General features: G+C 72.8%; 27 protein-coding genes and 1 tRNA gene. 19 read left to right on the forward strand and 9 right to left on the reverse strand.

From position 1 onward, the window contains the following. The 5 genes from CCN42_RS07435 to CCN42_RS07455 form a co-directional block, all read right to left on the reverse strand. A partial coding sequence (locus CCN42_RS07435) for a copper resistance CopC family protein (RefSeq protein ID WP_143661870.1) occupies positions 1–543 on the reverse strand: 543 nt, incomplete at its 3' end. A gap of 79 nt (positions 544–622) precedes the next feature. Continuing rightward, on the reverse strand, positions 623–1,402 hold the full coding sequence (locus tag CCN42_RS07440) for an SDR family NAD(P)-dependent oxidoreductase (RefSeq protein ID WP_086733948.1): 780 nt from the start codon (positions 1,400–1,402) through the stop codon (positions 623–625). Beyond that, a complete protein-coding gene (locus CCN42_RS07445; RefSeq protein WP_086733950.1) occupies positions 1,399–1,872 on the reverse strand; it encodes a cupin domain-containing protein in 474 nt (157 codons plus the stop codon). The genes CCN42_RS07440 and CCN42_RS07445 overlap by 4 nt, the downstream gene beginning before the upstream one ends. A gap of 40 nt (positions 1,873–1,912) precedes the next feature. Then, positions 1,913–2,539, reverse strand: a complete 627-nt coding sequence (locus CCN42_RS07450) for a GNAT family N-acetyltransferase (RefSeq protein WP_086733952.1) — start codon at positions 2,537–2,539, stop codon at positions 1,913–1,915. Next, positions 2,532–4,622 (reverse strand): penicillin acylase family protein, encoded by a 2,091-nt coding sequence (locus tag CCN42_RS07455; RefSeq protein ID WP_245877187.1) that lies wholly within the window; start codon positions 4,620–4,622, stop codon positions 2,532–2,534. The genes CCN42_RS07450 and CCN42_RS07455 overlap by 8 nt, the downstream gene beginning before the upstream one ends. Before the next feature lie 82 nt (positions 4,623–4,704). Here CCN42_RS07455 and CCN42_RS07460 point away from each other — a divergent pair, with 82 nt between their 5' ends. From CCN42_RS07460 to CCN42_RS45600, 5 genes are all read left to right on the forward strand, one after another. Next, on the forward strand, positions 4,705–5,427 hold the full coding sequence (locus CCN42_RS07460; protein ID WP_086733954.1) for a siderophore-interacting protein: 723 nt from the start codon (positions 4,705–4,707) through the stop codon (positions 5,425–5,427). A gap of 76 nt (positions 5,428–5,503) precedes the next feature. Further along, positions 5,504–6,103 carry an HhH-GPD-type base excision DNA repair protein gene (locus tag CCN42_RS07465; RefSeq protein WP_086733956.1) on the forward strand — a complete coding sequence of 200 codons (600 nt, stop codon included), beginning with the start codon at positions 5,504–5,506 and terminating at the stop codon, positions 6,101–6,103. Positions 6,104–6,163: 60 nt separating this feature from the next. Then, entirely contained in the window at positions 6,164–6,829 is a 666-nt protein-coding gene (locus tag CCN42_RS07470; RefSeq protein ID WP_086733958.1) for an HdeD family acid-resistance protein, read from the forward strand. 220 nt (positions 6,830–7,049) lie between these two features. After that, positions 7,050–7,379 (forward strand): hypothetical protein, encoded by a 330-nt coding sequence (locus tag CCN42_RS07475; protein ID WP_086733959.1) that lies wholly within the window; start codon positions 7,050–7,052, stop codon positions 7,377–7,379. Between the two features lie 47 nt (positions 7,380–7,426). Continuing rightward, entirely contained in the window at positions 7,427–7,552 is a 126-nt protein-coding gene (locus CCN42_RS45600) for a hypothetical protein (protein ID WP_281259477.1), read from the forward strand. 26 nt (positions 7,553–7,578) lie between these two features. Here the strand turns inward: CCN42_RS45600 and CCN42_RS07480 are convergent, their stop codons facing one another. Beyond that, a complete protein-coding gene (locus CCN42_RS07480) occupies positions 7,579–9,210 on the reverse strand; it encodes a helicase HerA-like domain-containing protein (RefSeq protein ID WP_086733960.1) in 1,632 nt (543 codons plus the stop codon). Positions 9,211–9,328: 118 nt separating this feature from the next. Here CCN42_RS07480 and CCN42_RS07485 point away from each other — a divergent pair, with 118 nt between their 5' ends. Beyond that, entirely contained in the window at positions 9,329–9,625 is a 297-nt protein-coding gene (locus CCN42_RS07485) for a type II toxin-antitoxin system VapB family antitoxin (RefSeq protein ID WP_004943146.1), read from the forward strand. 131 nt (positions 9,626–9,756) lie between these two features. Beyond that, positions 9,757–10,383, forward strand: coding sequence for a LytR C-terminal domain-containing protein (locus tag CCN42_RS07490; protein ID WP_086733962.1), 627 nt, complete (start codon positions 9,757–9,759; stop codon positions 10,381–10,383). 221 nt (positions 10,384–10,604) lie between these two features. On the opposite strand, the gene upp is transcribed toward CCN42_RS07490, so the two are convergent. Continuing rightward, on the reverse strand, positions 10,605–11,240 hold the full coding sequence (gene upp / locus CCN42_RS07495) for a uracil phosphoribosyltransferase (RefSeq protein WP_086167719.1): 636 nt from the start codon (positions 11,238–11,240) through the stop codon (positions 10,605–10,607). A gap of 111 nt (positions 11,241–11,351) precedes the next feature. On the opposite strand from upp, the gene CCN42_RS07500 reads away from it, so the two are divergent. From CCN42_RS07500 to CCN42_RS07535, 8 genes are all read left to right on the forward strand, one after another. Next, the gene (locus tag CCN42_RS07500; RefSeq protein ID WP_107427555.1) at positions 11,352–11,546 is read left to right on the forward strand and encodes a hypothetical protein; all 195 of its coding nucleotides are present in this window, start codon (positions 11,352–11,354) and stop codon (positions 11,544–11,546) included. A 301-nt stretch (positions 11,547–11,847) separates the two neighbouring features. Continuing rightward, positions 11,848–12,387, forward strand: coding sequence for a tRNA adenosine deaminase-associated protein (locus tag CCN42_RS07505; protein WP_086733964.1), 540 nt, complete (start codon positions 11,848–11,850; stop codon positions 12,385–12,387). Positions 12,388–12,455: 68 nt separating this feature from the next. Continuing rightward, the gene (gene tadA, locus CCN42_RS07510) at positions 12,456–12,887 is read left to right on the forward strand and encodes a tRNA adenosine(34) deaminase TadA (protein WP_086733980.1); all 432 of its coding nucleotides are present in this window, start codon (positions 12,456–12,458) and stop codon (positions 12,885–12,887) included. An 89-nt stretch (positions 12,888–12,976) separates the two neighbouring features. Beyond that, positions 12,977–13,061 (forward strand) — tRNA-Ser (locus tag CCN42_RS07515). 366 nt (positions 13,062–13,427) lie between these two features. Further along, positions 13,428–13,607, forward strand: a complete 180-nt coding sequence (locus tag CCN42_RS07520; protein ID WP_043502219.1) for a hypothetical protein — start codon at positions 13,428–13,430, stop codon at positions 13,605–13,607. Beyond that, positions 13,604–13,897, forward strand: coding sequence for a Dabb family protein (locus tag CCN42_RS07525; protein ID WP_086733966.1), 294 nt, complete (start codon positions 13,604–13,606; stop codon positions 13,895–13,897). The genes CCN42_RS07520 and CCN42_RS07525 overlap by 4 nt, the downstream gene beginning before the upstream one ends. Before the next feature lie 163 nt (positions 13,898–14,060). After that, a complete protein-coding gene (locus CCN42_RS07530) occupies positions 14,061–14,906 on the forward strand; it encodes an RNA polymerase sigma factor SigF (RefSeq protein ID WP_086733968.1) in 846 nt (281 codons plus the stop codon). A gap of 356 nt (positions 14,907–15,262) precedes the next feature. Beyond that, positions 15,263–16,204 (forward strand): RNA polymerase sigma factor SigF, encoded by a 942-nt coding sequence (locus CCN42_RS07535; RefSeq protein ID WP_086733970.1) that lies wholly within the window; start codon positions 15,263–15,265, stop codon positions 16,202–16,204. Positions 16,205–16,691: 487 nt separating this feature from the next. On the opposite strand, the gene CCN42_RS07540 is transcribed toward CCN42_RS07535, so the two are convergent. Continuing rightward, entirely contained in the window at positions 16,692–16,886 is a 195-nt protein-coding gene (locus CCN42_RS07540) for a hypothetical protein (RefSeq protein WP_086167726.1), read from the reverse strand. Between the two features lie 223 nt (positions 16,887–17,109). Here CCN42_RS07540 and CCN42_RS07545 point away from each other — a divergent pair, with 223 nt between their 5' ends. The 4 genes from CCN42_RS07545 to CCN42_RS07560 all read left to right on the forward strand — a co-directional run bounded on the left by CCN42_RS07545 (position 17,110) and on the right by CCN42_RS07560 (position 21,601). Then, positions 17,110–17,634 carry a MarR family winged helix-turn-helix transcriptional regulator gene (locus CCN42_RS07545; RefSeq protein WP_086733971.1) on the forward strand — a complete coding sequence of 175 codons (525 nt, stop codon included), beginning with the start codon at positions 17,110–17,112 and terminating at the stop codon, positions 17,632–17,634. Positions 17,635–17,725: 91 nt separating this feature from the next. Further along, positions 17,726–20,179 (forward strand): MFS transporter, encoded by a 2,454-nt coding sequence (locus tag CCN42_RS07550; protein ID WP_479688069.1) that lies wholly within the window; start codon positions 17,726–17,728, stop codon positions 20,177–20,179. Positions 20,180–20,277: 98 nt separating this feature from the next. Next, positions 20,278–21,102 carry a YceI family protein gene (locus CCN42_RS07555; protein ID WP_086733975.1) on the forward strand — a complete coding sequence of 275 codons (825 nt, stop codon included), beginning with the start codon at positions 20,278–20,280 and terminating at the stop codon, positions 21,100–21,102. 28 nt (positions 21,103–21,130) lie between these two features. Next, positions 21,131–21,601, forward strand: a complete 471-nt coding sequence (locus CCN42_RS07560; RefSeq protein WP_086733977.1) for a PPOX class F420-dependent oxidoreductase — start codon at positions 21,131–21,133, stop codon at positions 21,599–21,601. 7 nt (positions 21,602–21,608) lie between these two features. On the opposite strand, the gene CCN42_RS07565 is transcribed toward CCN42_RS07560, so the two are convergent. Further along, a complete protein-coding gene (locus tag CCN42_RS07565; RefSeq protein ID WP_086733978.1) occupies positions 21,609–22,367 on the reverse strand; it encodes a TetR/AcrR family transcriptional regulator in 759 nt (252 codons plus the stop codon). Positions 22,368–22,539: the final 172 nt, after the last annotated feature.

The following is a 22,539-nucleotide window of genomic DNA, read 5'->3' on the forward strand; positions in this document are numbered from 1 at the left end:
GGTGTCGGGCGGGCGGCAGACGGTGACGAAGGCGGCGGTGCCGAGGAGGAGAGCCACGGCGAGGTAGGCGAGGTGGCGGGCGAGGGTGTGCAGGGCCTTGGTCGCCGGGTGCTCGGGCGGGCCGGTGTCCGGCAGCGCCGCCGTACGGCTGCGTTCGCCGATGGAGAAGGTGAAGGCGCCGGAGACGGGGTGGCTGTCGGCGGAGACCACGCGCCAGGCCACCGTGTAGGTGCCGGAGCGCAGACCGTCGGGCAGGGTGACGCGGACCGTGTCGTCGCCGTCGGGCGCGTGCCGTGCCTCGTCGAGCCGGACCCGCCGGTTGTCCGGGCCGAACAGCCGCACGGAGCCGTCGAGCAGGCCGACCGACTCCGTGAAGGAGAGGGTGAGCTGCCGGGGCGCGGTCTTCAGGACGGTGCCGTCGCGGGGGTCGGTGCCGGAGAGGGCGGCGTGCGCGGCGGCGGGCGGGGCGGAGCCGAGGAGGACGAGCAGGGTCAGCAGTGCCGCCAGGAACGCCGGCCGGCGCAGTCGTCCGCCCACGTGCATCGGATCCGTACACCTCCGGGGAAGAGCCCACTCAGCACTCTGGAGTCATACGGATGCCGCGGCCCGCTCGTTCAGCCGCTCACCAGCTCGGCCGCGCCGTCACCCCGCCGTCCACCACCAGGTCGTGCCCCGTCACCCAGGACGCGAGCGGCGAGGCGAGGAACACGCAGGCGTCGCCGATGTCCTCCGGCCGGCCGAGACGGCCGAGCGGGGCCGCCTGCCGCCAGCGCCGCACGCCGTCGGGCCAGTCCTCCGCGAGTCCTTCGCGGTCGATCAGGCCGGGGGAGACGGTGTTGACGCGGATGCCGCGCGGGCCGTACTCCAGGGCCGCCGCCCGGGCGTGCATCACGACGGCCGCCTTGGCGGCGCTGTAGTGGGCGTGGCCCGGGGCGGGCGCGCCCGCCTCGATGGACGCGATGTGGGTCACCGAGCCGCCCTCCCCCATCACCTCCACCGCCGCCTGGGTGCAGGCGAACACGCTGCCCAGGTTGGTGTCGACGACCGTCCGCCACTCCTCGCCCGTCATCCCGGGCAGCTCCCGCACCGGCTGGACGCCCGCGTTGTTGACCAGCGCGGTGAGCCGTCCGCCGCCCCACTCGGCGGCTTCGCGTACGACGCGGTGGCACTCGGACGCGTCGGTGAGGTCGCCGCGCAGGACGACGGCCCGGCCGCCGGAGTCCCGGATGCGGCAGGCCACGGCCCGCGCCTGTTCCACCGCCGTACGGCAGTGCACGGCGACCGCGGCCCCGTGCTCGGCGAAGCGCAGCGCGATGCCCCGGCCGATGCCCTTGCCCGCGCCCGTGACCAGGGCGGTCTGCCCCTCCAGCAGCCCTCCGGGCAGCCCGTCCGGCCTTCTCATGGACGGCAGAGTTCCACGATCCGGTGGGCCTCGGACGGATAACGCGCCGTCAGGTCGGCCGGGTCGCCGTGCTCGTAGTCGGCGTAGGTGAAGCCGGGTGCCATGGTGCAGCCGAAGAGCGTCCAGGAGCCTCCCCCGGCGACCCGGCCGCCCATCCAGGTGCCCGCGGGCACGGTGAGCTGGACCTGCTGGCCACCGAGGACGTCCGGGCCGAGTACGGCGGTGCGGGTGGTGCCGTCGGGGGCGAGCAGCAGGAGTTCCAGGGGGTCGCCGAGGTAGAAGTGCCAGATCTCGTCGGTGGGGAGACGGTGCAGTGCGGAGTGGTCGTCCCGGGTGAGCAGGGCGACGATGGCGCTGCCCTCGGGGCGGCCGTCCGGGCGTTCGGGCCCGGCCCAGGTGCGCCGGAACAGGCCGCCCTCGCGCGGTATCGGTTCCAGTCCGTAGTGCGCGACAAGCTCTTCTGGCGTCACGCCGCGAAGGCTACCGCGGTGTCCGTCTCCCCGGGGTCCGTCACTCCGGGAAGACGGCCTCACGGCGGAGGAAGGCGAGTTGGGCCTGCTTCCGCGGGATGTACACCTCCGGCAGGTCGACCTCGGGAAGCACCACCGCCGGGCCCGCCTCGAACCCCTGCTTCACGAACCGGGCGATGGCCTTGTCGTTGCGCACGTCAGGGTCGACGACGATCCGGCGCCGGTCCAGGGTGCGGAAGACATAGCCGGTGATGGCGGCCACCAGTCCGGCCGTCCAGCCGGAGCGCGCGCCGCCCGTCGCCGTGGTGGGGGCGAGGAGCAGGTGGACGCCGATGTCGCCCGGCTCGACCTCGTAGCACTCGCTCACCCGGTCGGCCTCCGGCTCGTAGGTCTGGAGCAGCGCGGCCGGGGCGCCGTCCTTCACGACGAGGAAGGCGTGGTGGGTGTCGAGGGTGTCCATGTGGAGGTAGATGTCGGCGACCTGCTCCCGGGTCAGGTCGTTCATGCCCCAGAAGGCGGCCCGTTCCTCGCTCACCCAGCCGTGGACGACCTCGGCGTCTCCCTTGGCGTCGAGGGGCAGGATGCGGACGGTACCGAAACCGTCGACCGCCTCCTCGTGGACGGTTTCACGTGAAACATAGGGGTCGGACAACGGCTGCTCAGACATCGGTCTCCTTCACGAGCTGGTCCCAGTCGGTGACGACCGGGACGAGTTCCCCCCCGGTCCACAGGGGGAGCTGGTCACGGTGGTGCGGCGAGCCGGGCACGCCGGACGCGCCGAACGGCACCACCCAGCGGCTGTCCTCACGCCGGGCCAGGTCCCACACATAGCGGGCGGCCGGGCCCCGGGCGGCCAGGTCGGTGAGGCCGGGGACGGCGGAGGTGCACAGCACGCAGTCGTGGTCGCCGGACAGCCCGGGTTCGTCGTACGACGTGCCGGTCAGCGCCCGCCAGGGGGCGAGGCGGTGGGTGTCGCCCCACGCTCCCCGCGGCGGCTCCCCCGCGACCTCCTCCAACGCCTCGCGGACCAGGGCGGGACGGTCGATGCCGTACAGCTCCTCCGCGCGGAGGAGGTGTTCGAGGGCGTAGCCGATGCGCACGGTCGGGTTCAGCCAGGGCATCAGGGCTTCGGGGTACGCGGGTACCTCGGTGAGCGGCGCGAACACCGGGTGTGCGGCGAGGCGGCGGACGAGCGCGCCGCGCACGGCCGCGTAGGCGGCGGCATCGGTGCTGTCGGCGTCCATGTGGCGGTCCCAGTGCAGCAGCCGGTCGCGCAGCCGTTCCGCCTCGGGGGTCAGGCCGTCGAGGGCGGCGAGCCGGTCGAGGAGGGGCGCGGCGGAGGCGAGGTGGGTGTCCATGTGGATCACGGGCATGTCGCCGGGCGCCCAGCGTTCCTTCTCCGCGAGCAGGGCGGCGATGCGCTCCGCGCGGTGCGGCGGGGCGAACTCGACGCCGAGGGGCGCCGCGGGGCCACGCTGGTTGGCCATGACGGCGACACCGTCGGCGAGGCCCGCGCGGGGCGTCTCCTGCCAGCCGGTCCACTCGTGGCCGGGCTCCCAGGCGGGGACGGGCCGGACACGGTTGGCGAGGGGTCGTTCCGGCACCCGGCCCGCGACCCGGTGCAGGGTGCCGCCCTGGGTGTCGGCGGCCTGCACCACGTTGACCGGCTCGGCCCACCGGTCGAAGGCCCGGTCGACGTCGGCCACCGTACGGGCCCGCAGCAGCGGGAGCAGGGCGCCGAAGCCGAGGTCGGCGGTGACGCGGGGCGGGTAGCGCAGGCTGAGGGCGAGCGGGGTGCCGTCGTCGAGGCCTTCGGGGCCACCCGCGACGACCGGGCCCCGGTCGGTCTCGATCACCTCGACGGGCACCTTCCCCTCGCCGCGCACCTCGACGTACTCGGTGTGCAGGGCGGCGCGGTGCCAGCCGCCGTCGGGCCCGAGCGCCTCCACGCCGGCCCCGGTACGGCGCAGCCGCTCCTCGTACAGGTCCTGGTAGTCGGCCATCGCATTGGTGATGGCCCAGGCGACGGTGCCGGTGTGGCCGAAGTGGGCGATGCCGGGGATGCCGGGCACGGCGAGGCCGATGACGTCGAAGTCGGGGCAGGACAGGTGGATCTGCTGGTAGACGCCGGGGTCCTCGATCCAGCGGTGCGGGTCGCCGGCGATGACGGCGTGTCCGGTGACGGTGCGCTCGCCGGACACCAGCCAGCCGTTGCTGCCGGAGGTGCCGGGCCCGTCGGTGGCGAACAGTCCGACGGCTTCGGGTCCCAGGTGCCGTACGGCGTGGGCGCGCCAGAGCTTGGCGGGGAAGCCGGCGAAGAGGATGTGGGTGGACAGCCAGACGGCGAACGGGGTCCAGGGCTCCCAGCGGCCGGGTGCCAGGCCGGTCTCGGTGAACTCGGGGGTGCGGCGGGCGCCTTCCGCTAGGCCGTCGTTGACGCCGTCGGCGTACGCCCGGACGAACGCGGCCGACTCGGGGTCGTGTGCGGCGAGGGCGTCGAAGCAGCGGCGGGCGGTGTCGGCGAGCTGGGCACGGCGGGCGAGCAGGTCCCAGGAGAGGGCGCCGGTGCCGAGGAAGGCCGCCGAGGTGCCCTGGGCGCGGTGGCGTTCGATCTCCAGTTGCCAGGCGCGGTCGAGGGCGGTGACCCGGCCCTGGGCGCGGGCGAGTGCGGCTGCGCTGCCGGCCCGCAGATGCGGGATGCCCCACCTGTCCCGGTAGATCCCGTGGGCCCCGGATCTTTCTGTCGTCACCCCTGTGACCCCTCTTTGCTTTAGGTTAGGCTTGCCTAAGTCATTTCGTGGCGGAATCGTACGCGACGCGTGAAGGGGTGCCATGGGGCAGGGGCACGGTTGGCAGGGCGCGGTCCTGAAACTGATGCGCGGCAAGGACTACGTCCTCACCGTGACGGGCGCCGAGGACGTCACCGAGGACTACCGGCGGGTGCACCTCACCGACGGCGGGCTGCTCGCGGCCACCGGCGTCCACCCGACCATGTGGGTCCGGCTCTGGTTCGACAACGCGGGCAAGCCCCACCAGCGGGCCTACACCCTCGTCGACCCCGACCCCGAGGCCGGCACCTTCAGCCTGGAGTTCGCGCTCCACGAAGGGTGCGCCAGCGACTGGGCGCGGACGGCGAAGGCCGGGGACACCATCGAGGCGACCGTCCAGGGCACCGGCTTCCAGCCGCCCGAGCCCGCCCCCTCGCACGTCTTCGCGGTCGGCGACCCCGCGTCGCTGCCCGCCCTCAACTCCCTGCTCGGCGCGTTCGCCGCCACCCCGGCCACGCTCTGGTTCGAAGGGTCCACGGACGGACTGCCGTGCCGCGCGGACGCCGCGCGGCACGAGATACGGACCGTGCCGCGCGAGGACGGTGGCGCCCGGCTCGCCGAGCGGGTCAGGACCGAACTGCCCGCCCTGCTGCGGGCCACCCCGCACCCGTACGTCTGGATCGCCTGCGACACCGCGACCACCCGCACCCTCGCGGCGTACGTCCGCAAGGAGCTGTCCGTGCCGAAGGAGCGGCTGCACGCGCTGGGGTACTGGCGCGCGGACTGAGGGTTCCCGGCGGGAGTGCCGCACAAGGGGCCCCGCCGGGCGCGCGGCCCCGCCCCGGACGCGAGATCATCTCTCCATGGACGTCACCCTCCGCATCGCCCAGGACCCCGACGCCGACGCGCTCCTCGGCCGCAGCCCGCTCGCCGCGCTGGTCGGCATGCTGCTCGACCAGCAGATCCCGATGGAGTGGGCGTTCAAGGGGCCGGCGACGATCGCCCAGCGGCTCGGCGCCGACGACCTCGACGCGCACGAGATCGCCGCGTACGACCCGGAGGCGTTCGCCGCGCTGCTCAGCGGGAAACCCGCCGTGCACCGCTACCCGGGCTCTATGGCCCAGCGGATCCAGCAGTTGTGCCAGTACCTCGCGGAGCACTACGACGGTGACGCCGAGGCCGTGTGGCGGGACGCGGGCAGCGGGCGCGAGCTGCTGAAGCGGCTCCAGGAACTGCCCGGCTTCGGCAAGCAGAAGGCGCAGATCTTCCTCGCCCTGCTCGGCAAGCAGCTGGGGGTGCGGCCCGACGGGTGGCAGGAGGCGGCCGGCGACTACGGGCAGCCCGGGGCCTTCCGGTCCGTCGCCGACATCACCGGTCCGGAGTCGCTGGCCAAGGTGCGGGCGCACAAGCAGGAGATGAAGGCGGCGGCGAAGGCCGCGAAGGCGGCCGAGCGGGAGAAGTAGCGGTCATCCCGGTGGCCCGTCCCAGGTGGCGGGGGCGTACGCGCGGTCCGAGCATGAATCATGGCCGAGGCACCGACGGGCTCCCCGTGGGAACCCGAGTACGACGACCGCAGGGTCCACCGAGCCGGACCGGCACCCGCCGGTCACGCACCGGAGCCCCCGTTCGAGGGCCCCCTGCACGCGCTGTCCCGCGCCGCCTGGCAGCTCGTGCTGCTCACCGGTGCCGCCTCGCTGGTCCTGGGCGTGCTGATCCTCGTCTGGCCGGGCGCGTCCTTGCGCGCCGCCGGGATCCTCTTCGGCCTCTACCTCCTGATCAGCGGCGTCCTCCAGCTGGTCTCCGCGTTCGGCACCCACAAGACGACCGCGCTGCGCGTCCTGGGGTTCCTCAGCGGCGCGCTGTCGATCCTGCTGGGCCTGTTCTGCTTCCGCGGCCCCCTGCAGTCGATCCTGCTGCTCGCCCTGTGGATCGGGATCGGCTGGCTGTTCCGCGGCATCACCCAGACCCTCGCCGCCGCCTCCGACCCGGGCGTGCCCGCCCGCGGCTGGCAGACCCTGCTCGGCGTGGTCACCTTCCTCGCCGGTGTCGTCCTGATCGTCTCCCCGTTCGAGTCGGTCGCCGTGCTCACCGTGGCCGGCGGCTGCTGGCTGATCGCGGTCGGTGTCGTCGAGATCCTCACCGCCGTCCGCATCCGGGCGCGGGCCCGGCAGGTCCCGCACGAACGGTGAGCCCCGCCTGTCCGCCGGGCCCCTCGAACGGCGGGCCGGCACCGTTCCCGGCCCGTCCGGGCCGTACGGCCGCGCCCGCGCGGCCCCCCTCCGCAGCCGCCTCCCCGTCCCGGCCGGGCGGCCGTACGCCCGGGGAGTGCCCCGCCTCCGCGTACGCCGAGCGGGTGGATCTCGCGGGTGGCTCGGTGCGCGTCGTACGTCCGCCGGGGAGACGGCTCCCGTGAGCACCGCGGCGAGTCCTCCGCGCAGCCGGGTCCGGCTGCGGATGCTCGTGCTGCTGCTCGCGTTGCTGATGCCGGGCACGCCCATGGCGGCCGCCGGGATCCCGGTCGCGGTCGTGGCGGGCGAGGCGGCCGAGGCGGATCTCACCGAGGCGGCGCTGCGGCCCGTCGCGCGGGGTGCCGGGCGGCCCGTCGCACCCCGGCGGCCACTGCGGGCCCGCACAGCCCGCCCCCGCCCGGCCCCGTCCACCCTCCCCGCGGGCCGCGCCGCGGTGGCCGTACCGCTGTATCTCCTGTGTGTCCTGCGCTCCGTGGTGCTGCGCTGCTGACCGGGCCCGCCCCCGGTCAGTACCACCACGACACAAGGAGCACAGCCATGCCCATGGATCCGTACGCGGTGCTGCGCGCCCTGGTCCGCGCCGAGGCGGCGCGCAGCGCGCCGAAGCCGCAAGCGCGGCAGCCGCGCCCGCAGCAGCCCTCGGTGGAGGAACGGGGCCGCTGAGCCACCCCCGGTAGGGCCCGGCCGGGTCAGCGCCTGCGCCGGGCCGTACCGAAGAGGGAGCGGGTGATCTCGCGGCCGATCTGGGTGCCCACCGAGCGGGCCAGGGACTTGAACATGCCGCTGCCGACGGCCTGTTCGAGGAGCGAGGCGTCGTCCTCGGCGCCCTTGGTGCCCTTGGCGCCTCTGGTGTCCTCTTCTTCCGTCGGGCGCCTCCTCGGTGCGGGCCGCCGGACCGGCTCCGGCTGCCCCTCCGGCTCCTCGCGCCGTCGCAGCTTCTCGTACGCCGACTCCCTGTCCACAGCCTGTGCATACCGCTCGAACAACGCCGAGTCCGTCACCGCCCGGTCCAGCGCGGCCGGCTCGAGCGGGCCCATCAGCGACTCGGGCGCGCGCAGCCGGGTCGCGGCGACCGGGGTCGGCGCACCCCGCTCGCTCAGCACCGTCACCACCGCCTCCCCGGTGCCCAGACCGGTCAGCAGCTCCTCCAGGTCGTAGGCGGAGTCCGGGAAGGTCCGCACCGTGGCCTTCAGCGCCTTCTGGTCGTCCGGGGTGAAGGCACGCAGCGCGTGCTGGATCCGGTTGCCGAGCTGGGCGAGGACATCGGCGGGGACGTCCTTCGGGGTCTGGGTGACGAAGAAGACGCCGACGCCCTTGGAGCGGATGAGCCGCACCGTCCGCGTGACCGACTCCAGGAACGCCCTGGACGCGTCACCGAACAGCAGGTGCGCCTCGTCGAAGAAGAAGACGAGCTTCGGTCTGTCCACGTCCCCGACCTCGGGCAGATCGTGGAAGAGATCCGCCAGCAGCCACATCAGGAAGGTGGAGAACAACTGCGGCTTGTCCTGGACGGCGGGCAGCTCCAGGACCGAGACGACGCCCCGGCCGTCCGGCGCCGTCCGCAGCAGCTCCGCCGTGTCGAACTCCGGCTCCCCGAAGAACGCCCCCATGCCCTGCGCCTCGAACGCGGTCAGCGAGCGCAGGATCACCCCGGCCGTCGCCGTCGACAGCCCGCCCAGCTCCTTCAGTTCGGCCTTGCCCTCGTCGGAGGCGAGGAACGCGACGACCGCCCGCAGATCCTTCAGGTCGAGCAGTTCCAGGCCCTTGCCGTCGGCGTAGTGGAAGATCAGCCCGAGGGACTGCTCCTGGGTCTGGTTCAGCCCGAGGACCTTGGACAGCAGGACCGGGCCGAAGCTGGTGACCGTGGCCCGTACGGGAATGCCGTGGCCGAGGCCGCCGAGGGCGTAGAACTCGGCGGGGAAGCCGGTCGCCGTCCACCGCTGGTGGACCTCGGCGGACCGCGAGCGGATCCTGTCGTTGTCCGCGCCCGGCGCCGAGATGCCGGAGACGTCGCCCTTCACGTCGGCCAGGAACACCGGCACGCCCTGCGCCGACAGCTGCTCGGCGATCAGCTGGAGCGTCTTGGTCTTGCCGGTGCCGGTGGCGCCCGCGACCAGGCCGTGCCGGTTGAGCATCGGCAGCGGGACACGCACCTGAGCGTCGGGCAGGCACCGGCCGTCCCAGAGCAGGGCACCCAGGTCGAGGGCGGGCCCGGCGAAGGCGTATCCGGAGGCGATCTTCAGTGCCTCCGCGGGGAGTGCGGGAGCACCTGCGGGCGCCTCGGGCGCGGTGGTGGCGGGCGGGGTCTCGCGGTCGCTCATGGCAGCCCTCTCACATCGGCCCCCGTTTCCGTTTCGCCCCGGTTCACGGCATCTTTTCCAGCGTCGCACTCCCTCTTCATGGCTGCGCCCGGAACGCCGGGACCGGTAGGCTTTCCGTGTGATCTTCAAGCGCATCGGAAACGGCCGGCCGTACCCCGACCACGGCCGGGAAAGCACCCGGCAGTGGGCGGACGTCGCGCCACGCCCGGTCCGCCTCGATCAGCTCGTGACGACCAAGCAGCAGCTCGACCTGGAGACCCTGCTCGCCGAGGACTCCACCTTCTACGGCGACCTCTTCGCGCACGTCGTGAAGTGGCAGGGCGACCTCTATCTGGAGGACGGCCTGCACCGCGCGGTCCGCGCGGCCCTCCAGCAGCGCCAGGTGCTGCACGCGCGCGTGCTCGAACTGGACTGACCCGCCCGCGGGCCCCGATTGGCCCTTTCGGGTTCTTTCACACTTCCCGCGCGACGTCGAGTGATCATCTAATAGGCATCGCCGCCCGCGCGCACTACGCTGCGCCCATGAGCATGCTGACTCCTCCCGGCATGGGCGGCCAGTACCGGATCACGGGGGACAAGTACCCGCGGATGCGCCGGCCCCGCAGGCGCGGCAGGCTCGTGGTCCTCGCCGCCGCCTCCGCCGCCGTCCTCGGCATGCTCGGCTGGGGCACCCTCCAGCTGATCGATGTCTTCACCGGCAACGGGGACAAGGCCGCAGCGGTCGCATCCGGCACCGGCTGCCGCACCAAGGCCGCTCCGTCACCGAGCGCGAGCAGGCCCGCCGCCGCGCTGCCCGAGCCGGGCGCGATCACCGTGAACGTGCTCAACGCCACCACCCGGGCCGGCCTCGCCAAGAAGACCGCCGACGAGCTGAAGAAGCGCGGCTTCCGCATCGGGGACGTGGGCAACGCACCGGAGCAGTACGACAAGAAGGTCAAGGGCGCCGGGATCCTCCTCGGCCCCGCAGCCGCCCTCAAGACCTCGCTGCCGGTGCTCGCCGCGCAGTTCCCGGCCGCCGAGCGCCGCACCGACGCCGCGCACGCGGGCGCCGCCGTCGACCTGATCATCGGCGACGCCTTCACGTCCCTGGCCACCCGACCTGCCGCCGACAAGGCCCTGGCCGCACTGACCGCCCCGGAGCCGGCACCGACGACGACGAAGAAGGCCTGCTGAACCCTGCGGGGCCGCGTGCGAGGACCCTCGCGGGAGGCTTCCCCCGGCCGGGCCCGACCGGCCGGCCGTGCCCCGGTGAGCCGCATGCCCCACGCCCCCGCGCACCGCGCGTCCGGGAGCCGGTGCCGGCCACGGCGGCCGGATGCCACCGGCTCTCGCAGGACCGCCGCCGACTCCCGCAGGCACCGCGGCGGCAGTGGTGCCGCCGGCGCCCGGAGGGACTACTCCGCCGAGCCGTACATCCGGTCCCCGGCGTCGCCGAGGCCCGGGACGATGTAGCCGTGCTCGTTCAGGCGCTCGTCGACCGAGGCGGTCACGACCGTGACCGGGGTTCCGGCCAGCTCGCGCTCCATGACCTCCACGCCCTCCGGGGAGGCCAGCAGCACCACGGCGGTCACATCGTCCGCGCCGCGCTTGATCAGCTCCTGGATCGCCGCGACGAGGGTGCCGCCGGTGGCCAGCATCGGGTCGAGGACGTAGACCTGGCGGCCGGAGAGGTCCTCCGGCATCCGGGTGGCGTAGGTCGAGGCCTGGAGCGTCTCCTCGTTGCGGATCATGCCCATGAAGCCGACCTCGGCGGTGGGCAGCAGCCGGACCATGCCCTCCAGCATGCCGAGCCCGGCGCGCAGGATCGGCACCACCAGCGGGCGCGGGTGGGAGAGCTTGACGCCGGTGGTGCGGGCGACCGGCGTCTGGATGTCGACCTGCTCGGTGCGCACGTCGCGCGTCGCCTCGTAGGCGAGCAGGGTGACCAGCTCGTCGGCGAGACGGCGGAAGGTCGCGGAGTCGGTGCGCTGGTCGCGCAGCGTGGTGAGCTTGTGGGCGACCAGAGGGTGGTCGACGACGTGGAGACGCATGCCCTAACAGTAACCGCGCCCGCCTGCCGCTTTCGCTCGGCGGACAGTGGCGTCAAACCGCCCGTCCGGGGGAAAGTGGAGGACGGACTGGGAGGTGTGCCTGTGCCCGAGCTGCCGGACCTGCCCGCGCCCGATCCGTCGGACGACGGGTCCCGCCCCGAGACCGACGCGGAGCGCCGCCGCCGGCGGGCGCAGTTCCTCCGGGAACTCGCCGAGGCCCGGGAACTTCGTGACCGGGTCCAGCCCCGCCGCGCGAAGGCGGCCCGGCTGCGCCACGCGATGCGTATGCGAACGTTCCGCTGGTAGCCGCCGCGGTGCGCCCGCCAGTGGGAAGATCCGTGCCGGGTACGGACGTTGTGGGGGTGGGCGTGCGTGGACGGCGCCCGATGCCGCGTACGATCCGCAGGTGGCGGCAACGAGTCTGCTGGTGAGTCGTTCGCGGACACACGACAAAACAGCCGGACACAGGGAGCCGAAGACGTCCCCTGAACGCTTTGTTTCTGCCACGATTCCGAGTGGGTGGGGCTCGGAGCCCTGAACTCCCCGCCCGCAACCTCCGCCGGGGGGACCCCCAACCGGCACGCCTATGACCAGTGGGAGAGTCACGGTGTACTTCGCCGCACTGCTCGCGCGCACCGAAGACGGGTGGGAAGCGAGCGACACAGAGCTCGACGATGTGGAAACCCTGTCGGATCTGGCCGACCTGGCCCGGGAAGCCTCTCCCGACGAGGACACGGTGCTCGTCCTGATCGAGCAGGAGGGCGCCTGGTTCGGCGTCGTCCGGGTCGACGGCGAGGACGACCCCAGGATCTACGTGTCGGACGCCTCGGCTGCTGCCCGCAGCAGCTACGGCGAGATCCTGCTCACCGACGAACTGCTCGGCCGGGAGCCCGGGGACGACGACCCCGACCTGGACGCCCTCGACCTCGACGGCACCGAGGACGGCGAGCCGGAGCCCGCGGACGCCGAAGAGGACTCCGTGGCCGGCGTTTCCGCCGAGGCCGTGCCGCACGGCCCGGTCGGCGACCCCGGTCTCCTGGACGACCTGGGCATCCCCGCCAAGGCGCTGCGGGCCCTGGACGGCGACGCGGTCAACTCGATCGCCGACGCCCTCGGGGCCGCGGACGTCCTGGAGGCGGTCCGCTGACCAGTCCTCCCGCGACCGGCGGCGCACCGGGTTCCGTCGACCCGGTGCGCGAGCGCTGGCGGGCCGCCATGCGGCTCGCCCTGGAGGAGGCGCGGCTGGCCGCCCGTGGCGGGGACGTCCCGGTCGGCGCGGTCGTGCTCGCCCCGGACGGCACGACGGTGCTGGCGGCCGGCCACAACGAGCGGGAGGCGACCGGCGACCCGACCGCGCACGCGGAGGTCCTGGCGATCCGCCGGGCCGCCACCGCGCTGGGCGAGTGGCGGCTGTCCGACTGCACTCTGGTGGTCACGCTGGAGCCCTGCACGATGTGTGCGGGCGCCCTGGTGCAGTCCCGGGTGGACCGGGTGGTCTACGGCGCCCGTGACGACAAGGCGGGCGCGGCCGGCTCGCTGTGGGACGTCGTCCGCGACCGCCGGCTGAACCACCGCCCCGAGGTGATCGAAGGTGTCCTCGCCGAGGAGTGCGCGCGGCTGCTCACGGACTTCTTCCGCGCGCGCTGAGCCCCGCGGGCCCGCCGCCGCTCCGGTGCGCCGATCGCCGCGGGAAACGGATTTCAGACCATGGCCCGGTGTGCTGTAAGGTCTCCCTCGGTAGCGTGTCCGAGCGGCCGAAGGAGCTCGCCTCGAAAGCGAGTGTGGCGCAAGTCACCGAGGGTTCAAATCCCTCCGCTACCGCCGAAGAAGGGCCCCACCGTCAGGTGGGGCCCTTCGTGCGTTCGCCCGCCGGGGGCCGGGGGAGGCGGCGCGGGGGATGAGCCGCCTCCCCCGGTGGGGACGGCCCGCCGTACGCGCCGTCCGCGGGGAGGCGGTGCGCGTACCCCGCGGCGGGGTCCGTCCCGGGGCCCGCCCCGGGGAGTCCTGCCGGAACCGCCCGGGACGCCCGTCCATCCTGTGCCGCCGGTGCGGCCGGCGGGTGCGGCGAAGGGCCCCACCACCGGGGCCATACGTCCTTCAATACGATGGGGTGATCGCCGTGGCGGATACACTCACCGCCGACAACAGGGGCCCCCTAGGGGCACGGCAGTCACAGGGGAGGCCGCGGTGGCGGTGAACGCCAAGAAGATCGCCGTCTATCTGGTCGTGGTCTTCGTGCTGTACGTGATCATCACGGACCCGGCCAAGGCCGCCGACTACGTCCAGATAGGCTTCGAGGGCATATCGGACGCCGCGGGGGCACTGGGCGACTTCGCGACGTGGGTCGCCAACGGAGGAAAGTCATGATCCGCCACCTTGTCCTGTTCAAGCTGAACGAGGGCGTCGACCGCGACGACCCCCGCGCGGTGAAGGGCGTCGAGGCGTTCCGCGCGCTGGACGGCAAGATCCCCGAGATCCGCTTCTGGGAGCTGGGCTGGAACCTCAGCGACCGGCCCATCGCCTACGACTTCGCCATCAACTCGGGCTTCGACGACGCCGACGCGCTGCGCCGTTACGTGGAGCACCCGGAGCACCAGGCGGGGGTGGCGCTCTGGAAGGAGTTCGCCACCTGGGTGATCGCGGACTACGAGTACTGAGCCGCGGGACACCGCCCGGCCACCGCCGCGCCTGAGCCCTCCGCCGTTCCGGCGGGGGGCTTTTCCCTGCCGCTTTCAACCCCTTTTACCCCAACTCATCCCTCAACACGGTGTTATGGGGTGCTTGCCACGGTGCGCATGTCTTGTGATGCTATGACCGCTTTTGACGGACGGGTTGATCGATGAAGAGGTGGCGTTGACCGTGTCGGCCAGTACTGCGCCGCCCCAGGAAGCCGCACCGCGCAGCCGCGGTGCCGACACCCGGGCCCTCACCCAGGTCCTCTTCGCCCAGCTCAAGGAGCTCCAGCCGGGCACACCGGAGCACGACCGGGTGCGCGGGGCGCTGATCGAGGCCAACCTCCCGCTGGTGCGGTACGCGGCGGCTCGCTTCCGCTCCCGCAACGAGCCGATGGAGGACGTCGTCCAGGTCGGCACCATCGGGCTGATCAACGCCATCGACCGCTTCGACCCGGACCGGGGCGTGCAGTTCCCCACCTTCGCGATGCCCACCGTGGTCGGCGAGATCAAGCGCTACTTCCGCGACAACGTGCGCACCGTCCACGTACCGCGCCGGCTGCACGAGCTGTGGGTGCAGGTCAACAGCGCGACCGAGGACCTGACCACCGCCTTCGGGCGCTCCCCGACGACCGCCGAGATCGCCGAGCGGCTGCGGATCACCGAGGAGGAGGTGCTGTCCTGCATCGAGGCCGGGCGGTCGTACCACGCCACCTCGCTGGAGGCGGCCCAGGAGGGCGACGGACTGCCCGGCCTGCTCGACCGGCTGGGCTACGAGGATCCCGCCCTGGACGGCGTGGAGCACCGTGACCTCGTCCGGCACTTGCTGGTGCAACTGCCGGAACGCGAGCAGCGGATCCTGCTGCTGCGCTACTACAGCAATCTGACCCAGTCACAGATCAGCGCGGAACTCGGCGTCTCCCAGATGCATGTCTCCCGGCTGCTCGCCCGCAGCTTCCAGCGGCTGCGCTCGGCGAACCGCATCGAGGCGTGACGCCCGAAGCGGTGTGACACCGCGCACCGAACGGTGCGGAACACCCGTACGGAGCCGTTTGCACACCGGGTGAATCAAACCGGCGCACAACCGAAAGCCTGATCCATCGATCACCGTCACGAGCGAATCGCTCACCTGGGCGGTCATCGTCGTCCCCATGCCGAAATACCGTCAGACCCCTTGTTTCCAGGGCGGATTCGCTTCTTGCATGTCGACATGTCACTACAGCGTGTTGCCGACATGTGACATTCTGCGGGAAGCGCGTTTGCCGGTGCCCCGGCGCCGGTATTCAGGTGAAGGCTGCGTTCCTCGGTGGGAGCGTCCGCCAGACCGTCCCGCGACCCAAAGGGGGTGGCATGTCCGCAGACCAGGGCAGCTCGAAGGTGCTCACGCTCACGAAGAGCGAGGCAGCGACCGTCGAGCCCGACGTGCTCGACGACGTTACGGCCCTCGGGGCCGTGCCGGCCCCGGCCCTCCCGACGGCAGACGCCCCGGCGGAAGTCCCGGCCGACGTCCCGGTGCTGCCGGCCTCGGGAGACATCGACACCCGCACCCTGTCCCGCTCCCTGTTCCTGCGGCTCGCCGCGCTCGACGAGAACAGCCCCGAGCGTGCCTACGTCCGGGACACCCTGATCGAGCTGAACCTTCCCCTCGTGCGGTACGCGGCGGCCCGCTTCCGCTCCCGCAACGAGCCGATGGAGGACATCGTCCAGGTCGGCACCATCGGCCTGATCAAGGCGATCGACCGGTTCGACTGCGAACGCGGCGTGGAGTTCCCGACGTTCGCGATGCCGACGGTGGTCGGCGAGATCAAGCGGTTCTTCCGGGACACCTCCTGGTCGGTCCGGGTGCCCCGGCGGCTGCAGGAGCTGCGCCTGGCCCTGACCAAGGCCAGCGACGAACTCTCCCAGAAGCTGGACCGCTCCCCCACGGTCGGCGAACTCGCGGCCGTGCTGGGCGTGTCCGAGGAGGACGTGGTCGACGGCCTGGCCGTCGGCAACGCGTACACCGCGTCCTCCCTCGACTCCCCGGCCCCGGAGGACGACGGCGGCGAGGGCTCCCTGGCCGACCGGCTGGGCTACGAGGACAGCGCCCTGGAGGGCGTCGAGTACCGCGAGTCCCTGAAGCCGCTGCTCGCCAAGCTGCCCCCGCGCGAACGCCGGATCATCATGCTCCGCTTCTTCGCCAACATGACCCAGTCACAGATCGGCGAGGAGGTCGGCATCTCCCAGATGCACGTCTCCCGGCTGCTCACCCGGACGCTGGCGCAGCTGCGCGAGGGACTCATCTCCGACTGACCGCTCGCTTCCGACACCACGTCCGCGGAACAGGACGCGTGGCCGTCGAGGCGCCGTGACCGGCGCGTCGGCGGCCGTCCTGCGTCCGGGCGGAGATCCCGGGGCGCAAGGCGGGTGACCCACGGGACACGCCGCGAGCGGGCGGCGCAGGGCACTTCCGCGTGACGGTCCGCCCGGGCGGGACCTGTACCGGCGGGGCGCCCGGGCGGCGGAGCCGGTGCCGGCCGGGACGACGTCATCGGCGCGCCGGGGACCGACCGGGTGGCCGTCGGGTCCGCCGTGGGCCTCCCGGCGCCGGTCGCGGCCGGCGCGCGGAAGGAACGGACCTGGACGGTGTGCGTCGAGGGGACGGGACGGGGAGCGCCGGCCGCTTCGGCGCCGGACGCTCCTTCGGAACCGGACGCCCCAAGGGGCCGGGCACCGTTCTGGAGCCGGACCACTCGGAGCCGGACCATTCAGGAGCCGGGCGCCGCTCAGGAGCCGGGCGCTACTTCAGCGCGAGCCAGGCGACCGCGGCGACGATCGCCACCGCGACGACGACACCGACGATCAGGCCGATGCGGGGGCCCGCCGGAGCCGACGCCTGACGCTGGGCCTGGGGCGCCTCGTCGACGAACGCGCGGAACATCTGAGTGCTGCCTGCGGGGTCGTGGTTGCCCTGCGGATTCTGGGTGTTGGCCATGCCCCGAGACCCTAGCGAAGACACGGGTCCGGCCCAAGGGCGGGGTTGCGAAGACCGGGTTGCGCGCCGGTCGGCCACCGGGAGCCGCGCCGACCTGCACCTTTACACTCGCCAATACTTGCCTTTGCCAACTTTTTATGCCCGCGCGCCCATTTTCATTTGCCTGTGGCAACCATCCATTTCTATGGTTGCCCTAAGCAACAAAGAATCCGGGAGATGCCTCATGGCCGAGCAGGCGAAGTACGCGGAGCTGGTGCGTCAGTTCAGTGCCTTCGGTGCCGTCAAGCGGGAGATGGGACGGATCCTGCCGTCCGACTGCCCCGCCGGCTCCGCCGCCGTGCTGACCCTGCTCGGCCGGCACGGCGACATGCGGATGAGCCGGCTCGCCGAGCTGCTGAGCGTGGACATGTCGGTGACCAGCCGCCATGTCACCCACCTCGCCGAGCGCGGCTGGATCCAGCGCTCCCCCGACCCGGCGGACAAGCGCTCCCGCATCCTGCACCTCACCCCCGCCGGCAAGGCCCGCCTGGACGAGCTGTCCGAGCGGACCACCCGGCTGCTCGCCGAGCGGCTGAGCGACTGGACCGACGAGGAGGTCGGCCAGCTCACCCGGCTCATGGCCCGGCTGCGCGCGAGCTTCGACGACTGCCGTGCCGCACCGCAGCGCCCGCCCCGGCCCCCCGCACCGCCGGAGGCCGCGGCACCGCGCACGGCTCCCACCACCCGTACACCCGCAGCAACGACGTAAGAAAAGGAAGCCCATGGCAACGACCACACCAGCCGGTGTGCGGGCTCACGCCAAGCACGGGGGAGGCTCCCACTCCGCCGACGGCGCATCCATGTCCCACCGGCAGATCATGGAGGCGCTCTCCGGGCTGCTGCTCGGCATGTTCGCCGCCATCCTCTCCTCCACGATCGTCTCGAACGCCCTGCCCGAGATCATCCAGGACCTCGGCGGCGGCCAGAGCGCGTACACCTGGGTGGTCACCGCCGCCCTGCTGTCGATGACCGCGTCCACCCCCCTGTGGGGCAAGCTGGCCGACCTGGTCAGCAAGAAGGCGCTCGTGCAGATAGCCCTGCTGATCTACATCGTCGGCTCGGTGGTCGCCGGCCTGTCGCAGAACAGCGGGATGCTGATCGGCGCCCGCGTCATCCAGGGTCTCGGCGCCGGTGGTCTCACCGCGCTCGCACAGATCATCATGGCCGCGATGATCTCCCCCCGGGAGCGGGGCCGCTACTCCGGCTACCTGGGCGCGACGTTCGCGGTCGCGACGGTCGGCGGGCCGCTGGTCGGCGGTGTCATCACCGACGCCGACTGGCTCGGCTGGCGCTGGTGCCTCTACGTCGGTGTGCCGTTCGCGCTGATCGCGCTGGTCGTGCTGCAGAAGACACTGCACCTGCCGGAGAGCAGGCGCCGGGTGAAGGTCGACTGGGCCGGTGCCTTCTTCATCACCGCCGCCGTGTCGCTGCTGCTCATCTGGGTGACCTTCGCCGACGACAAGTACGACTGGCTGTCCTGGCAGACGTACACCATGGTCGGCGGTGCGCTCCTGCTCACCCTCGTCTTCGTGTTCATCGAGACGAAGGCCGCCGAGCCGATCATCCCGCTGCACCTGTTCCGCAACCGCACCATCACGCTGGCCTCGGTCGCCTCGCTGTTCGTCGGTATCGCGATGTTCGCGGGCACCGTGTTCTTCAGCCAGTACTTCCAGCTGGCCCGGGACAAGTCGCCGACGATGTCCGGCGTCATGACGATCCCGATGATCGCGGGCCTGTTCGTCTCCTCCACGGCCTCCGGCCTGATCATCACCAAGACCGGCAAGTGGAAGGCGTGGCTGGTCACCGGCGGCCTGCTGCTGACCGCGGGCCTCGGCCTGCTCGGCTCCATGCGTTACGACACCGACTACTGGAAGATCGGCGTCTACATGGCGGTCATGGGCCTCGGCGTCGGCATGATGATGCAGAACCTGGTGCTGTCCACACAGAACCAGGTCGCCCCGCACGAGCTGGGCGCCGCCAGCTCCGTCGTCACCTTCTTCCGGTCCCTCGGCGGCGCGGTGGGCGTCTCCGCGCTGGGCTCGGTGATGTCGACCCGCATCACCCACTACGCCGAGGACAGCATCGGCTCGCTCACCCCCGAGCAGCAGGCCGGTGCCGCCAAGGCGATGGGCTCCGGGCAGCTGCCCGACATGGACGTGCTGCCCGCCCCCATCCGCACCTGGCTGGAGAGCGCCTACGGCCACGGCATCGCCGACGTCTTCCTCTACGTCACGCCGATCGCCTTCATCGCCTTCCTGGTGACCCTGTTCATCAAGGAGGTCCCGCTGCGGACCGCCGGCGCGCTGGCGCAGGCCGTGGAGGCCTCCTCCGCCCCGGCCGGGACCCCGGCCGTCCAGGCGGCTCCGGCGGCCCGGACCGGCGAGGAGGAGGTCCCGGGCCGGGCCGCGACCGCCACCGCCCAGGCCGGCCCGGAGGGCACCCAGCGCCACGCCGCGGTGGCCACGGTGGCCGCGCCCGCCGAGACCTCCGGCGGCGGCATCCCGGTCCGCGGCCACGTCCGCGGCGCCGAGAACGCGCCCGTCCCGCAGGCCGCGGTCACGCTGATCTCGCTGTCCGGGCGGCAGCTGGGCCGGTCGGTCGCCCAGGCCGACGGCTCCTACACGCTGGACGCGCCCGGCGCGGACTCGTACGTGCTGATCGCCTCCGCCGACGGGTTCCAGCCGCAGGCGTCCACGATCATGGTGAACGACGAGCCGGTCTCGTACGACATCCTGCTCAGCGGCACCAGCGGACTGAGCGGCGTCGTGCGGGCCACGGAGAGCGCGGCGCCGGTGCAGGACGCGATGGTCGTCGTCACCGATGTGCGCGGGGACCTGCTGGCCAGCGCGGCCACCGGCGAGCAGGGCGAGTTCGGCTTCGCCGAGCTGGTGCCCGGCCCGGTGACCATCGCGGTCAACGCCGCCGGGTTCCGGCCGCGCGCCCTGCCCGTCGAGGTGGGCGGCACCGGGGTCACCCGGGTCGAGATCGACCTCGACGCCGGCGCCCGGGTGCAGGGCGTGGTGCGCGCCCCGCACGGTCCCCTCGCGGACGCCCGCGTGACCCTGGTGGACGCGGCGGGCAACGTGGTCGGCACGGCCACCACCGGTACGGACGGCGCGTACGCCTTCACCGACCTGGACAGCGGCGAGTACACGGTCATCGCGACCGGTTACCCGCCGGTGGCGACCGCCCTGACGGTCGGCGGCGCGGGCGTCGACGACCACGACATCGAACTCGCCCACCCCGGCGAGTAGCCCCGACCCCGGCCCGTGGCGCGCGCTCTGAGCGGAGGCGCGCGCCACGGGCCGGTTCTCATGCACGGCAAGAGCTTCGAAGGACTGAGGACGAGGACATGGGACTGACCGCGAGGATCCGTACCCGGGACGGATGGGCCGTGTCGCACGCGGTCGTCACGCTGACCGACATGACCGGGACGCAGGTGCTGCGCGCCGAGGCGGACGCGGAAGGCGTCGTACGGGGCGGGACGGGGCTGGCACCGGGTGCGTACACGGTGATCGTCACCGCCGTCGGCTACGCGCCGCACGCCGCCGGCGCGATCGTCACCGCGAGCGGCCGGCTGGACGCCGGCACGGTCACGCTGGCCCGGCAGGGCGGCGGCTCCGAGCTGCCGCCGCCCGGGCCCTGGACGGTCGACCCGGCGCACTCCAGCGTGGCCGCCGTCGCCCAGCACCTGGGGATCTCCAGCGTGCACGGGAGGTTCACCGACTTCACCGGGTCGATCGAGATCGCGCCCGACGACGTCATGAAGTCCCGGGTGGAGGCGGTCATCCGGGCCGCGTCGATCGACACCGGCAACGGCATGCGCGACACCCATCTGAAGTCGGCGGACTTCCTGGACGTCGAGCGGTTCCCGGAGATCACCTACCGGTCGTCCGGCCTCACCGCGGCCGGCCCCGACCGCTGGACGGTCCACGGCGAACTGGGCCTGCACGGCGTCGTACGCCCCGTCGCACTCGACCTCACCTACCTCGGCACCGGCGCCGACCCGTGGGGCGGCACCCGCGCCGCGTTCCGCGCGACGACCGAGCTGCGCCGCGACGACTTCGCCATGCACTACAACCAGGTCGTGCAGGCGGGCATCGCCGCCATCGGCACGACCCTGCGGGTGGAACTGGACATCCAGGCGGTGCAGGGCGAGGGCCTGCCCCAGCCGTAGGGCGGCGACCGCGCCGTAGGGTGACGGTATGGCACCGAACATCGCGACCAACACCCGCGTCTCGCTGGACGAGTTGCTGGACTTCGTACGGCCCCGGCACCGGGCCCTGCTGCTCACCCGCCGCGCCGACGGCAGCCCCCAGGCCTCCCCCCTGACCTGCGGCGTCGACGACTCGGGCCGGATCGTGATCTCCACCTACCCGGAGCGCGCCAAGACCCGGAACGCCAAGCGGGACGCGCGGGTCTGCGTGGTCGTGCTGAGCGACGACTGGAACGGTCCCTGGGTGCAGATCGACGGGACGGCCGAGGTGGTCGACGCGCCGGAGTCGGTCGAGCCGCTGGTCGAGTACTACCGGAACATCGCCGGTGAGCACCCGGACTGGGACGAGTACCGCCGGGCGATGGTCGAGCAGGGCAAGTCGATCATCCGGATCACGCCCGAGCGGTGGGGTCCGGTCGCGACGGGCGGTTTCCCGGCGCGCCTGGTCGGCGGAGAGTAGCCCGGCCTCAGCCCCGCTCGACCATCGCCTCGATGCCCGCGATCAGCAGATCGAGGGCGTAGGTGAAGTCGCGGTCCAGCATCTCCGCGACGGTCTCGCCGCCCCGGGCCTCCATGATGTCCTTCGACTCCTCGAGGAACTCGCTGGTCCGGGGCGTCTCGCTCACCGTGCGCCGGGCCTGCTCGTAGAAGCCGTCCGGAGTCTGACCGGTGTCGGCGGCCCGGGTGTAGAAGTGGCCCTCGATGGTGCCGTAGCCGTAGACGAACTGGAAGACCGCGACGATCGCGCTGGTGATGCGGTGGGCGGGCATGCCGCTGCGGCGGACGATCCGCTGCACCACCCGCGCGAACGCCAGGTTGTTCGGCCCGATGTTGAGGAACCGGCCGACCAGCGGGGAGGCCCAGGGATGGCGCACCAGCAGCGCCCGGTACTCCGCCGCCAGCGCCCGCAGCTGCTCCCGCCAGTCCTCGCCGGCCTCCGGGTCCGGCAGCCGCAGCTCGCCGAAGGCGGCGTCCAGGGCGAGTTCGAGGAGGTCGTCCTTGGTGTCGACGTACCAGTAGACGGACATCGCCGTCACGTTCAGCTCGGCGGCCAGCCGCCGCATGGAGAACTTGTCCAGCCCCTCGGCGTCCAGCAGCCGCACGGTCACCTCAGTGATCCGCTCCCGGTCCAGCCCGGACGGCTGCCCACCGCCCCGCCGGCGACGTTCCTTCCCCTCCAGCCAGACGCTGGCCCGTTCCGCCTGCTCACCAGCGTCCTTGACCATGGCTCTCCTCACATGTCGACGCAGATCACGCCGCCACCCTAGGGGGTGTCGTCGAACTCCCGTCGTCGTCCGCAGGACGGCCCTGCGGCGTCCGGTGCGTGCTCTCGGCGCGCCGGGCGTCTTCGCCATGATCAAGCCCCGTGACCGTCAACAACGCTCGTGATCAATACAC

Origin of the sequence: Streptomyces glaucescens, assembly GCF_002154375.1 — a bacterium.
In the GTDB taxonomy this organism is placed as follows: Bacteria; Actinomycetota; Actinomycetes; order Streptomycetales; family Streptomycetaceae; genus Streptomyces; species Streptomyces glaucescens.